The organism is Ensifer sp. Root127 (assembly GCF_001425225.1).
Classification (GTDB): Bacteria; Pseudomonadota; Alphaproteobacteria; order Rhizobiales; family Rhizobiaceae; genus Ensifer; species Ensifer canadensis.
In genome coordinates this window covers 22,871-36,437 of the sequence record NZ_LMDX01000023.1, presented here as the reverse complement: position 1 = coordinate 36,437, position 13,567 = coordinate 22,871, and the positions used below count along the sequence as shown (strand labels likewise).

Genomic DNA, 13,567 nt, shown 5'->3' with positions numbered 1-13,567 from the left:
GGTAAAACTTTGCACTTGCGCAGGCGGCAGGAACGGCCCTCCCGCCCGTATATGTCAGGCGGCTCGTGCGAAATCAGTTCTCGAAGCGCTTGCCGACATTGGCGACGGTCTCCTTCGTCACCAGCTGGGCCCGTGTGTCGAGATTGGCGGCCGAAATGCCGCGGTCGATCTGCAGGTAGAGCTGCATGACCGGCCAGAAGCCTTGCAGAAACGGCTGTTGTCCCAGCGAGCCCGTTAGGTTGCCCGCGGTGATGCCCTCTTGCTGCGCCGGCCCCAGATCGAAGCCGAAGGCACAGAACTTACCGGTCCATCCCATTTGCGCGACTGCCTTTACGAGTGGCGGTGTGAAGACGTTGTTTGCGGTGAAGGCCCCGACGACGTCACCACGCGACTCGAAGAGCGACACGAGCGCGTTCACGGGGTCGTTCGGGTTCGTGTCGATGCCGACATTCTCCGGCCCGGCGTCCACCTTGAAGTTTTCAAGCTTTCCGGCGTCCTTCAGTGTCTTGACGATCGCATTAAAGGCCGAGGTCACCCGGTTGTTCACTTCGATATTGCCCATCGCGGTCGAGGACGGCAGCAGGATCGAGCCGCTCGTCTTGCCGCTGTCGAGCACGCATTTGGCAAGTGCTTCGCCGCCGATCGCAGCCGCGGATGCGTCCTGGCCGGTATGACTGATGCTACTGCGATTGAGCAGCGTCCCGTCAAAGGAATTTGTCGTAGCGACGGGAATTCCCTTTGCCTCGGCGGCCTTGACGATGTCGTTGTAGGCGCCGACCTGCGGTGTCGTCATGATGATACCGTCGATCGTCGGATCCTGAACGATCTGATTAAGGATTTCGATCTCGCGGGCCGGATCATCCACCGGCGATTCCGAGCCAAGCAGCAGGATCTTGGCGCCGATCATGTTGCCAGCCACAGTGGCGCCAACATAGACGGGATCGAAAAAACCGTTCCCGGCGGTGTGCGTCACGATACCAAAGGTGAGGTGGCCGTCGGCCGAATGAAAGTCCTTGGTACCGGGCGCCTCTTTTGCGGCCTCCTCGAAACTGTAGCCGCCGACCGCCTTCTCGACACTGCCTGATTGCGCGGATGCATACGAGACGCCAAGCGAGAGCGCCGCGACCGATGCTGCCGCGTGCAACAAAATACGCCTCATGACTGGTCCTCCCTTGAAAGGGGCAGAAGCCGTTCGGGCGCGCTGATCGTGAGGGCCGAATGCCTTCCTCCCACGACGCTAATTTTCCGCGTAATTCTATCGTAAGTAAATGGTAAACACGTGGTGCTGGCAAATTTGTTTGGCAGCGGCGTTAAGTTGGACTCGGCGCGCATCCGACTGCGTGCTCGTCGGCGGTCTTTCGAAGGATTGCATGAGGCTCGAGAATGCCGGAGCGCGACCAGGCCGGAAACGCAGCCTTGGCCGCGGCGATCGCCGCCTTCGCATCCTCGGCCGAGGCGCGCGCATATTCCCCGATCACGTCGTTGGTGTCGGACGGATTGATATTGGCAACGCCATCACCGCCAACCCATTCGCCGGCAATCAGGTTCTGGTGCAAAGCCATAATGGGGTTCCTAGATTAGCTGGCGTGCGGCGAGGTTGCGCATGAGATGGGACGCGCCGAAGGTCCAGGGAGGGCACTCGGTAGATAGCCTCACCGTGTTGACGAGAGCGCCGAGCTTGGCGTTGGAAATCGTCACGACGTCGCCGATCTTGTGTGTGAAGCCCTGACCGGGGACGTCGCGATCTTCGACTGGAGCGAACAGCGTGCCCATGAACAACATCAAGCCATCGGGATATTGGTGATGGGGACCGATGGTCTGTGCCACTAGGTCGAGTGGATCGCGGCTGATCTCCTTCATCGAGCTGCGGCCGGTCAGGACATAGCCATCTTCGCCCTCAATCCTCAGATCGAGTTCGGCGTCGCGAACGTCATCGATCGAATAGCTTTCGTCGAACAGTCGAATGAACGGACCGAGTGCGCAGGAGGCGTTGTTGTCCTTGGCTTTGCCGAGCAACAGCGCCGAGCGCCCTTCGACATCGCGCAGGTTCACATCGTTGCCGAGCGTCGCCCCCTTCACCCGGCCCTGGCTGTCGACAACCAGCACCACCTCCGGTTCAGGGTTGTTCCATCTCGAGATCGGGTGGAGCCCCACCTCGTCCCCATAGCCGACCGCCGACATGATCTGTCCCTTTGTGAAGACTTCGGCGTCGGGACCAATTCCGACTTCGAGATATTGAGACCAGACGCCCTCCTCGATCAGTGCCTCCTTGACCTTCGCCGCTTCCAGCGAACCGGCCTTGAGATTGCGCAGGCTGTCTCCGACGACCGCCGTCACGCGTTCGCGGATTTTGGAGGCGAGGTCGGGATTTCCTGCCGCGCGCTCCTCGATCACCCGCTCGAGCATCGAGCGTGCAAAGGTCACTCCGCAGGCCTTGATCGCGTGAAGATCGCATGGGGCGAGCAGCCGGGGTATGCTCGGGTTAGCGGCCCTGCCGGACAAAACATCGTCGAGATTGCAGATCGCTTTTCCCTCTTGGGCACGAACAAACCCGACTGCATCGTCCATCTCGGCGAGATCGCGCATCGTTGGCGCATCTTTCGAGGTAATATCGAAGAGAACGCCGGCCCTAACAGCCACCAGCGCCGGCCCCTCTTCTTGCGGCAGCCAAACGCGACCTACGAAGGTGCCGTTCTTACTGAGTTCCATATCGTTCATCCCATTCCAACGTCATTGAAGCAGTCAGTTTTTGACGGTGTTCGAGCACCTGAAGGCCGGGGTGACCCTCAAGATTATGCGCGTCGACGGGGTGGGAGACCGGCTCAAAACAAAAGAAGTCGGCCTTCGACCCCGGCGAGAAGACCAACGCATATGCGAGGTTATCCGAAGCGGAGAGCCTGAGAGAGACGGCCCTCTCGCCTTGCGTGATCACGGCTTCTCCACCCCACTCGCCGAAGGCATTGTTGATCCAGCCGTCGGGCAAGATCCGCCCGCCATCGAAGTTCCAGTCTGAAGCGTCACCGATCTCTTGCCGCCCGGCGGGAAGATGACGCTCGTCCTCCAGCCATATCTCCGCGGCACGAAATTGCAGCCGAGTGTCCACATTTCTGGGAAACCACGGATGGAACCCCACGCCGAACGGCAATGCTTGCCCCGACAAGTTTTCAACTTCGAGCTCTACGATCAGTTTGCCCATGGCGAGCGTGATGATTTGCCGTGCCCGGTAGCGGAATGGACCGATCTCCCCGTCACATTCTACTTCAAGGGACTCTGAGCGCTGAGCAAGCGTGCGCCAACACCGCTGAAAGCCGTCCCCATGAATGGGCAATGGCTCGCCACAAAAGTTGGCAGGAACAGGATGGAACGCACCATCATGTTCGAAGCCGCCCCCGGAAATGCGATTGGAAAACGGGACAAGGACATTGCAGCCGAGTGCGAGGGGTCCATCCTCCATCCGACCGTTCCACGGCCTCAACACGGGAAGCAACGCGCCGTCCGGGTGTCGCACATCAAGCCGCGCAATCCCCCCTCCGAGCGCCGGCACGAGTTCGAGGCGCGCGTTGCCATTGTCCAGGATAATCCGGTCGGCCACCATCTACCAGCCGCCGTCGATCGCGAAGATCTGCCCAGAAATCATGTCCGAGGCCGGCGAGACGAGGAAGAAAACGAGTTCGGCGACATCCTCGGGCTGGATGCGTTTTTTGAGGCATTGCCGCGTCAGGATCCAATCGTTGTATTCCTGAAGCCTATCTGCAAAGACCCGGTCTTCCGCTTGGGAAACAATCGCGCCTGGCGAAACCGCATTGACGTTGATGCCATGGGGACCAAGCTCACGGGCCAGCGACTTCGTGAGACCGACCATCGCACCTTTTGACGCCACATATGGTACGTAGCCTTCCCATTGGCCATTGAGCGTGATGGAAGCAAAGTTGACAATCTTGCCGGCCCCCTTGCGCGTCATCAAATCCGCACAGCCTCTGACAGCAGCAAAGGCAGCTGAGGAGTTGACCCGGATCTGATCTTCGTACTCCTCCAGGCTGAATTCTTGAAACGGCTTGTTGATGATGAGCGCGGCGTTGTTGATCAGGATGTCGATGCCACCGGAGGTCTCCGCCTCCTGCCGAATGACCCTTTCCGATGTGGCGAGATCGTTCAGATCACAACCAAGAAAGCGCACGTTTTCGCCGAGGCTTCGTGCCAGCGTTTGCGCATCCTCCAGCTCGGGACGATCGAGTATAACGACGGTCGCGCCTTCCTTGTTGAGCTTCCTCGCCTGCGCCCGACCGAGCGTGCCGAGGCCTCCGGTGACGAGTGCCACTTTTCCTTGAAGCGTCTCCATTTGCGTTCCCTTCAAAGCACCGACTGCACTTCGTCAATCGACGTGTCGGCGACACGCTTGTCGAGCACGATCTGTCCACGCGCCATCGCGACCACACGGTCACAGCAGTCAAAGACATGATGCATATTGTGGCTAATGAAGATCCCCGTGACGTTCTGCTCCTTCAGCGAACGAACGAAACCGATGACCTTGTTGGTCTCCTTGACCGAAAGATGGTTAGTCGGCTCATCGAGGATCATCACCTTGGATTTAAAGTGCATGGCTCGGGCGATGGCGACACCCTGCCGCTGCCCCCCGGAAAGCTCACCAACCAGCGCATCAGGCGAGCGGAGATGCAGATCGACATCTGCGATCGCCCGGACACTTTCCTCGCGCATTTTTCGTAGATCCATAACGCCGATGCCAAACACCGAGTATTTCAGCGGCTCTCGACCGATGAACAAATTCCGCGCAATCGACATGGTTGGAACCATGGAGTTGTACTGGTAGATCGTCTCGATGCCGAGACGCATGGAATCGCGCGGGCTGCAGATCGCGACTTTCTCGGATTCGATATAGATGTCGCCCTCATCCTGCTTCTGCACACCGGAGAGGATATTGATCAGTGTGGATTTGCCGGCACCGTTATCACCGATGAGGCCCACTGCTTCGTTGCGGGCGAAATCGACCGAGACGCCTTTCAGCGCATGCACGCCCGAATACCACTTGTGGAGGTTTTTGACGGAAACGATGGTATCCTTCATGGATCAGACCTCCACTTTGATGGACTTTGCGCGCTTGCGCAGCCAAGAGTTGGCGACCACCGCAAAGATGGTCAACGAGCCGATGGCGAACTTGAACCAGTTGGCGTCGACCTGGCTGAGAACGAGACCATTGTCGATCACGCGGATCAGCGCAACGCCCACGATGCCGCCCAAAACGGCGCCGACCCCACCGGTCAGTGCAGTGCCGCCGATGACCGCCGCCGCCACGGCCTGAAGCTCCATTCCCTCGCCGATTGACGGCAGGGGCGAACCGAGGCGCAGCACCTGGATCAATCCGGCAAATCCGCTCAGTACCGAGCAGAGAATGAAACAGGCGATCTTGACGCGCGCTGTCGGGATGCCGAGTGCCGCTGCCGCAGGCAGGAATCCGCCGGTTGCTCGGATCCAGTTGCCTAAGTTTGTACGGCTAAGGAGCAACGACACAAGACCAGCGATGGCCAGAAACCAGATGAATGACATTCTCACCAGTTCGCCCGGCCCGACGAAGCTAGTGAAGAGCCACGTGGGGAGATCGGCCGGTAGAAGCGGCGGAAATCCGCCGGAGATCACGACAGTCAGGGATCTGGCGACAAACATCATGCCAAGCGTGGTGATGAAACTTGGTATTGCGAAGCGAATGGTCAGAAAGCCGTTCAAAAGACCGATAGCGACGCACACAAGAAGGCCGGCGATCAGTGCCAGTGGGAACGAAATCCCTGTAACCATCAGCACCGCCATCGACATCGGCATCAGGGCGAATACGGCTCCCACTGAAAGGTCGAATTCACCGCAGATCATGAGAACCGTCACACCAATCGCGACCAATGCCATCTCGGGCAGGATCCCCAAAACGCCGCGCAAATTGTCAAGACTCAAGAACACGCCTTCAGACTGGCTCTGGAAGATACCCATGAGAAGCAGGAGAAGGATAAGCGCGGCCAGTTCGGGCTTATCCATGTAGATTTTCAAAAAACGTTTCATTGCATGCGGCTCCAGTGCGAGAGGGCGGCGATGTGCTCGCCGTACCCTCTCGGCCAAATTTGGCGCTCTGCGCGTTCAACTTAACGCGCAAAGCACACTCTAACGCCCTGAACAGGCTAGTTTGTCTCTTCGCTCCGGCCCCCCGGGGACGTGCGTTAGCGAAGCCCCTTGGCGGAGAACTCCATGATCGTCTCGGCATCGGCCGGGCGAACAATGCCCTGCCCCGTGTCAATGTCGGACGGGGCAAGTCCGAAAGTCTTGGCGAGATAGACTTGCATGACTGGCATGAAGCCCTGCATGTACGGCTGCTGATCGACCTGAACCTGGACGTAGCCGGTCTGCATCTGCTGGACGACTTCCGGCACGAGGTCGAAGCCGCCTAGCAGCACCTTGCCCGGCTCGACGCCGCGATCCTTCAGCACCCGTGCGACCGCAGCATGCCAAAAGCCAGTGTCGAAATAGGCCGTGGTGTCGGGGTGGGCATTAAGATAGGCGCCAACACGATCGGCCGTAATCGCAAGATCAGTGCCGCTATCGATTCGCTCCCAAGAAACCTCTCGGTTGGGATTGGCGGCCTTGTATTCCTCCAGGAAATCCATGACGCCCTGCCCGCGTGCCTCAGACCAGTTCTGGCCTGGAGCCGAAACTCCGACCAGCACCTTAATCGGCCCCTCCTTCGGGAAATTCTGCGCCATGGCCTGACCGAGCGAGTGGCCGGCTGGTCGGAATCCCTGGCCGACAAAAGCAGCGCGCATGTTTCCTTGTGCGCCCTGACTGTCATCCACGTTGACCCCGATCACGACGACGTTGTCCTTCGTGGCGCGGGCGATGACGTCGTCGAACGCCTTGTCGTCGACGATCGAAGTTAGAAGGGCATCAGGCTTGCGCGCTAGGGCTGCTTCCATGTTTGAAAGCTGCTGCTCGACGGAGCCTTCGTTCTGCGTAAAGACCATCTGGCAGTTGGCTGCGATCTTCTCGCAGGCGTCGTCAAAGCCCTTCTTCACCGCCTGCCAAAACGTATTCGACGCCGACGAATGGTGCGTGAAGACGATGTTTAGCGGCTCCGCGGATGCCCCGAGCGCTGTGGAGCCCAAAAGCGCTATGCTCAAAGCGCACCCAGTCAAAAACCTTCTCATGCTTACTCCTCCCTTGGTTCATTTTGATTGCAGCTGAAGGTCCGTGTCAGTTCGTATCCGAGCTGCGGCGAAATACGGTGAATGCCTTATCGAGGTCCGGATTGAGTTCCATGCCCAGTCCGGCGCCTGGCGGTACCGTGATCATGCCGTTCTTGACTTCGGGCAACGCCGTAACGAGGTCGCGGTACCAGGTCTTGTAGAAGGCGCGGACGCTCTCCTGCACCAGCGCATTGGGCGCGTTTAGCGACAGATGCGTCGATGCGCAAAGGACGACCGGGCCAGTGCAGTCATGCGGCGCGACGGGCAAGTGCCATGCCTCCGCCATAGCGGCGATCTTGCGTGCTTCCGACAATCCGCCGCACCAGCTGATGTCGAGCATGACCACGCCGGCAGCGTCGGTTTCCAGAAGGTCGCGAAAGGCCCAGCGCGAGCCCAACGTTTCCGAGGCTGAGATCGGTGCCGGCGAGACGGCCGCGTAGCGCTTGAGGCTCGAGAGGCTGTCCATTTTGATGGGATCCTCGTGCCAGAATGTTTGGTATGGCGCGAGTGCTTTGGCGATCTGCATTGCTGGCAACAGCTGCCACATCGAATGGAACTCGACCATGATATCCATCCGGTCGCCGACCGCCGAACGGATCTTCTCGAAGGGCTTAAGCGCCGACTTAAGATCGGGCAGTGAGATATATTGGCCGCGCGTCTTTTCCGCAGAGATATCGAACGGCCAGATCTTCATCGCCGTGATGCCCTCTTCAAGCAGGGAATGGGCAAGTTCGTCGGCGCTGTTCAGGAAGCCATTGAGGTCGTCGTAATTGCGCGCGGACGACGAGGACAGATCATAGTTCGCTGTCGTCTGGCCGGTCGCCTTCTTGATGTACTCAGTGCCCGCGCATGTGTTGTAGGTCCGGATTTCCTTGCGACTGAAACCGCCGAGCAACTGGGCGATCGGCTGGTTCGTTGCCTTGCCGAAGATGTCCCACAGCGCGATGTCAAAGGCCGAGTTGCCTCGCACTTCAGCTCCGGAGGAGCGAAACCCGAGGTACCCCACGAGATCGGCGGCGAGGAGGTCGATCTGCAAGGGGTCGCGGCCGATGACCCGAGGCGCGACATATTCATGAATATAGGTTTCGACGGTCTCGGCGCCGAAGAACGTCTCCCCGAGCCCGGTCAGCCCCTCATCCGTATGGACCAGGAGCCAGAGAAGGTTCGGGCGCTCCGCGACGCGGACCGTTTCCAGTTTCGTTATTTTCATAAGGCTGCTTCCTATGCGATGCCGGCGGCAAGAAGCGCCTTGACGCTCTCGTCGAAATGCCGGGCCATGAGCTGACTGGCTGCTTGCGGATCGCCCGCAGCAATCGCTTGCGCCAACTCGATATGGATTGCGTTCATTGCGTGCCGCTCTGCGTCCGAGGCGCGGCTACGCCAACCGATCGGCCAAGTCTGCCGCGACACGCCCTGGAAGGCGCCGACAATCATCGAGAAGATCGGATTCTTTGAAGCGCGGGCGATCTCGAGATGAAACGCGAGGTCGCTCTCCATTACTTTCTCCGCGTCTACAAAATTGTCCTCCATTGCCTTCGCAAGTCCGAGAATGGTGCGCGCTTCCGCGTCCGTCCGCCTCAGTGCGGCGAGCGTCGCTGTACGGGTCTCTATGGTTCGGCGCACGTCGTAGACCTGATTGATGTTGATCTGGGCAGTGTGTACGCCGTGCTCGATCATCAAGGACATTGCTCCGTGATCGAGCTGCGCCACGGTGGCGCGCTTACCCGCACTGAGATCAATCAAGCGCATCGTGGCGAGCGACCTGAACGCCTCGCGGACCACCGATCGAGATACGCTGAGTTCCTTCGATAAGGTTGCCTCACTCGGCAGCCGATCGCCGGGGCCGAGTTCATTTGTCCGGATGTGCTGGGTGATCGCGCCGATCGCGGTGCCGACCAGGCTGCCGGCTATATGTTGCTCATCTTCAACTGGCCGCAGATTCATACATCGCCTCCCGAAATGCCAAAACCTGTCGGACAGGTTTACTTGATCCGATTCATAGTTTACGCATAAGCTGTATGTCAAGATTGAATTCGAAGACCAAAAGGGGAATTCCATGGGAGTTGAGGTTGACGTTGTTCTCGCCGCGAAAAACGTCGTCGGAGAAAGTGCCGTATGGGACGAACGAGAACATGCGCTATGCTGGGTCGACATCGTCGGGAAATCGATCCATCGCTTACGCCCGAACTCGGGCAAGCACGAAAAGTGGAACTTCCATGATCTCGTGACTTCAATTGGCCTTCGTAAGGACGGAGGCGCCATTGTCGGATTGAGGAAGTCAATTGCGCTATGGGACTTCGGCGGCCAACTCCGCGCCATAGCAGAGGTTGAATCGGAGCTTCCGCGAAATCGCCTGAACGAAGGCGTTGTCGGGCCAGATGGCGCATTCTGGGTTGGCACCATGCAGGACAATATCGGTCTCGATGGCACGCCGCAGGCGATAACGGCAAAGACGGGAAGGCTGTATCGTTATGCGGGCGGAGAGCTATGCTCGGTTTCGGATGACCACTTTGGCATCACCAACACACTGATATGGACTGAAGACGATCGGCTCATTACGGCCGACACCGAAGACAACACGATCTACAGTTACGCCTTGGATAACAAATCCTGGTCTCTTCATGACCGGCGGACGATCCTTTCTGGCTTCAGTCGTGGTCTTCCAGACGGATCTTGCGTCGATGCGGAAGGTTTCATCTGGAATTGTCGCGTCGCCGGTGGCGGTTGCGTGGTTCGTTTCACGCCGAGCGGTATAATAGATCGCATTGTCGATCTGCCCTGTTCGTGGCCAACCAGCTGTGCTTTTGGCGGGCCTGGACTTGAAACGCTGTTCGTTACCTCAGCACGCTTCACGATGACCGACGCGCACCTTGCCGACAATCCGTACGAGGGAGCTGTGTTCGGGATGCGGGCAGGTGTTTGTGGGCAGCCGACCAATCGGTTCGGTCAATGACACAAATTGCAGGTTGCCAGAGATATTAGAGCACCCATCTGCCGGTGACGGCGCGCTTGCGCCGATTGAGCCTTTCCGCCAGCACCGCCGCAAGTGGATGATCCAGCAATGGACCGTCAACAATCGAAGCTAGTACCCTCACGATTGATTATGCGATCTTGAGTGGCAGCCGAACGGACCGATGTTCTCGACCGGCCGGATAAGGAGGAGTCTGCTTCGGCCGATGGCTATCGAGCGGATCATGACGCTAATCGAGCCGCACCCTCGCGGTTGGTGTTCGACAGGAACACCGGGGACAGCCGATCTAAGGTCAAAACAAGTTTCCCCTGTCAGCGCGCGCGCAACGGCGACGCGCCCCGGGAACCACGATCACATCCTGCTTCTCGCGCGTCCAACTCTCCGACTGACGCTCTGCTTCAAGTCGCCGGCACCACCTACGGCCGGCCGATGCGACGTGATGGCTGAGCGCCCTGGCGTAATGGCGGGCGACCTTGCGCTCCTTGTTGTCGCCGAACAGCCAGCCTTGCCGCGCAGCTCCGCGAACGTTTCGGGCGTTCAGCGACCGACCTCGCCAAAGCCTCACCGTCTATACCCTTGTCCACTAAGGCGACCTTGACCTTAAAGGCGACACCCTCCGGATCGACATAGACATTGCAGCCTACGGAACGCACCGTTGCCATGGCCCGCTCGAGGTCGGGTTTCGCCTTCGCTGACCCAGAATTCAAGGGAGCGTTCGATGGAGCTTGAACCTGCCCTGCTCACCACGATCGCCTCAAACAGGTTGCCCCATGACCGTGATTGTGGTCGAAAAGCTGCATGCCACCGGATCGCCGACCACGCTTGCGCAACTCGTGGAGATCACAGGTCTCGCCAGAAACGTTACTGCCCAGACCCTCGACCCGCTCATACAGCGCGGGCCCGCCTCGGCAATGCCATCCTCCGTTCGGTCCGATATCAACCGCCTCTCAAAATGGGCGATCGCGCTGATTTGAGGACCGTCCCTTTAACGCCCCTCCTCCCTGCCACCCAAGGCAGAGAGATGGAATCGGCCTTGGGGCTATAGGCGCGGTTGCTATCGCTCATGATTTCCGGCAAAAATGAGGTATAGAAAAGGAAGTCTATAGCTCATGAAATGGAACTGGACGCAGCAAGGCTGGCCCGAATTCAGTTTTGACGCTTCCCGGCTTGAGCCGCTTGAACGGCAATTCCTTTTGTCATCTGGTGAGGTCATCGGCGCAATCCGCCACGTCAGCGACAATGAACGCGATCAACTACGCATAGAGTTGATCAGCGAAGAGGCGGTGAAGACATCGCAAATCGAGGGAGAAATGCTCGATCGTTTGAGCGTCCAATCCTCTTTGCGCCGACAGTTCGGTCTAGAAGCAGACAGCCGGCCGATCAAGCCGCAGGAACGCGGGATCGCAGAAATGATGGCCGACGTCTATGGCACTTGGTCGCGGCCTCTGGACCATGAAACGCTCTTTCGGTGGCATGGAATGTTGATGACGGGAAACCGTCATATGGGAACGATTGGTACATACCGAATACACGAAGATGCCATGCAGATCGTATCTGGTCGCCACGATAAACCTATCATCCACTTTGAAGCGCCACCGTCAGTACGAATACCGGACGAGATGGCCGCCTACGTGGATTGGTTCAACAAATCCGCAACTCACGGTGAAGCCCCCCTCCCCGCTTTGACACGTGCTGGTATCGGCCATATTTATTTCGAGAGCATCCATCCTTTCGAAGATGGCAACGGTAGGCTCGGTCGAGCGATTTCCGAAAAATCACTTGCACAGAATATTGGACAACCAAGTCTCATTGCACTCGCCTTCACGATTGAGCTTGCCCGAAAGGAATACTACAGCCAGTTGGAGAAAAACCAGCGCACGTTGGATATCACCGAATGGCTGATCTACTTCGCGCAGACCATCCTGGAAGCGCAACAGACGACATTGCGTCGGATCGACTTTTACCTCGACAAGGCGCAATTCTATGATCGGTTTCGCGGGCAGTTCAACGAGCGGCAGGAAAAGGCGGTCGCCCGCATGTTCCGTGAAGGCCCTTCGGGATTTAGAGGCGGGCTGAGCGCCGAGAACTACATCGCGATCACACAAACCTCGCGAGCGACCGCCACTCGTGATCTTCACGACTTGGTGGAAAAAGGCGCACTTGTGCGAACCGGCGAACGTCGCCATACGCGGTATTCCCTCAGCCTAACTGAGACGAAAATGCACGATCCGGGATTCAGAGGCGCCTTTGATCAGGCATGAGTTGCTACAGGCCAACGGTATTTGAAATAACGCATGAGAAACCTTCCATGAGCAAATCGTCGAGAGACAAACTTGGCCCAGTTGCTGCACGGGACACGGATGTGTTGAAAGCGCAGGCAATCAATGCGCTACTCACACAGCCGATTGCCATTCTTCCCATGAAGCCCGGCGATCCAATCCGACCCTTCGGGCTCGGACTCTGGCCTGAAATCAGACCCCTTCTGCGGCCTGGCCTTAGCGTCTCGACCCTGCGCCGCGCGACCGGAACCTTTCTCCACTCAAAGAGATACCATCTAGCGATCGCGCAGCTAGGCTCCGTCCGCCACGATATAAACGGCACAGCGATAGGCCTAGTATCGGACACAGACGGGCTGGCGGCCGAGCAAAAAATTGAAAGCTTGAGAAAGCGCGATGAAGCCCGAAAGGCAGCGGCACCTGCGGTTGTCCGATCCATCCCACTTTCGAAGGCTGACATGATCCCGCGCTGCTCTGTTCAATCGGGACAATCCGCCGGGTTAAATCAGGGCGAGCGGCATCGAGCAGCAGCGGCTGCTCGCCCGCGGAAAATGTCTTAGTCGCCGCGCGTGCCGATGAAGGTAGTCGGCTTCGAGCGCCAGCGAGAATGAGCGTACCAGGCGCCGGCAGCGCAGCTGACAGAGCCCGTTCGCGCGCGGTTTGACCGGTTAAAAAGCCTCGTCTCGGAGGATCAGCATCGCGACGGCCAACGCCGGGATCCGGGAAGCCTAGGCCCGGCAAGCCGCTCCAATTGAAAAGCGCCCTGCCTTCACCTGCCCGACCTGACCAGCAAACCTGCGTATCGATGATACCCGTCTCTGGCGGCCGCTGGATCATCATTGAGACGATGCAGGGCGCATGCTTACGAGGGCCCCGGCGATGCGCTTTCTCTCGCCAGGCGGAAACGCTGCGATCGATTCCGCAAATCGATGTGGCGAGCGGACGACAACTTCCGTCGAGATCCGGCTTTCGATCTCCGACTGCCATACCGGACGGCGGGCAGCCTAAATCGTTCACGCTTGCAGATCGTGAACCGTTTGGCTGAGAGAGGAGCCCAGGACCTGGTCGCCGCGTGCGGATCA

At 58.7% G+C, this 13,567-nt stretch carries 13 protein-coding genes and 1 pseudogene; 4 read left to right on the top strand and 10 right to left on the bottom strand.

The window, feature by feature from the left end:
- Nucleotides 1–73 precede the first annotated feature (73 nt).
- The 10 genes and pseudogenes from ASD03_RS22440 to ASD03_RS22395 form a co-directional block, all read right to left on the bottom strand.
- Complete coding sequence (locus ASD03_RS22440; protein ID WP_057206724.1) at nt 74–1,159, bottom strand: substrate-binding domain-containing protein; 1,086 nt, start codon at nt 1,157–1,159, stop codon at nt 74–76.
- A 184-nt stretch (nt 1,160–1,343) separates the two neighbouring features.
- A pseudogene (locus tag ASD03_RS22435) lies at nt 1,344–1,562 on the bottom strand (aldehyde dehydrogenase family protein); the annotation flags it as partial.
- A gap of 10 nt (nt 1,563–1,572) precedes the next feature.
- Entirely contained in the window at nt 1,573–2,709 is a 1,137-nt protein-coding gene (locus tag ASD03_RS22430; protein ID WP_156408048.1) for a fumarylacetoacetate hydrolase family protein, read from the bottom strand.
- Nucleotides 2,696–3,595 carry an aldose 1-epimerase gene (locus tag ASD03_RS22425; protein WP_057206718.1) on the bottom strand — a complete coding sequence of 300 codons (900 nt, stop codon included), beginning with the start codon at nt 3,593–3,595 and terminating at the stop codon, nt 2,696–2,698. The genes ASD03_RS22430 and ASD03_RS22425 overlap by 14 nt, the downstream gene beginning before the upstream one ends.
- Complete coding sequence (locus ASD03_RS22420) at nt 3,596–4,339, bottom strand: SDR family oxidoreductase (RefSeq protein WP_057216431.1); 744 nt, start codon at nt 4,337–4,339, stop codon at nt 3,596–3,598.
- An 11-nt stretch (nt 4,340–4,350) separates the two neighbouring features.
- On the bottom strand, nt 4,351–5,082 hold the full coding sequence (locus ASD03_RS22415; RefSeq protein WP_057206714.1) for an ATP-binding cassette domain-containing protein: 732 nt from the start codon (nt 5,080–5,082) through the stop codon (nt 4,351–4,353).
- Between the two features lie 3 nt (nt 5,083–5,085).
- Nucleotides 5,086–6,063 (bottom strand): ABC transporter permease, encoded by a 978-nt coding sequence (locus ASD03_RS22410; protein ID WP_057206712.1) that lies wholly within the window; start codon nt 6,061–6,063, stop codon nt 5,086–5,088.
- A gap of 155 nt (nt 6,064–6,218) precedes the next feature.
- Entirely contained in the window at nt 6,219–7,199 is a 981-nt protein-coding gene (locus ASD03_RS22405; RefSeq protein ID WP_057206710.1) for a sugar ABC transporter substrate-binding protein, read from the bottom strand.
- 46 nt (nt 7,200–7,245) lie between these two features.
- The gene (locus ASD03_RS22400) at nt 7,246–8,448 is read right to left on the bottom strand and encodes a mandelate racemase/muconate lactonizing enzyme family protein (RefSeq protein ID WP_057206708.1); all 1,203 of its coding nucleotides are present in this window, start codon (nt 8,446–8,448) and stop codon (nt 7,246–7,248) included.
- An 11-nt stretch (nt 8,449–8,459) separates the two neighbouring features.
- Nucleotides 8,460–9,182: a FadR/GntR family transcriptional regulator gene (locus tag ASD03_RS22395; RefSeq protein ID WP_025430665.1), complete on the bottom strand. Its 723-nt coding sequence runs from the start codon at nt 9,180–9,182 to the stop codon at nt 8,460–8,462.
- Between the two features lie 112 nt (nt 9,183–9,294).
- Here ASD03_RS22395 and ASD03_RS22390 point away from each other — a divergent pair, with 112 nt between their 5' ends.
- The 4 genes from ASD03_RS22390 to ASD03_RS22375 all read left to right on the top strand — a co-directional run bounded on the left by ASD03_RS22390 (nt 9,295) and on the right by ASD03_RS22375 (nt 13,045).
- Nucleotides 9,295–10,191 (top strand): SMP-30/gluconolactonase/LRE family protein, encoded by an 897-nt coding sequence (locus ASD03_RS22390; protein ID WP_057216428.1) that lies wholly within the window; start codon nt 9,295–9,297, stop codon nt 10,189–10,191.
- A gap of 788 nt (nt 10,192–10,979) precedes the next feature.
- The gene (locus ASD03_RS22385; protein WP_057206701.1) at nt 10,980–11,183 is read left to right on the top strand and encodes a hypothetical protein; all 204 of its coding nucleotides are present in this window, start codon (nt 10,980–10,982) and stop codon (nt 11,181–11,183) included.
- 135 nt (nt 11,184–11,318) lie between these two features.
- Nucleotides 11,319–12,470 (top strand): Fic family protein, encoded by a 1,152-nt coding sequence (locus ASD03_RS22380; protein WP_057206699.1) that lies wholly within the window; start codon nt 11,319–11,321, stop codon nt 12,468–12,470.
- Entirely contained in the window at nt 12,467–13,045 is a 579-nt protein-coding gene (locus ASD03_RS22375) for a ProQ/FINO family protein (protein WP_337797698.1), read from the top strand. The genes ASD03_RS22380 and ASD03_RS22375 overlap by 4 nt, the downstream gene beginning before the upstream one ends.
- Nucleotides 13,046–13,567: the final 522 nt, after the last annotated feature.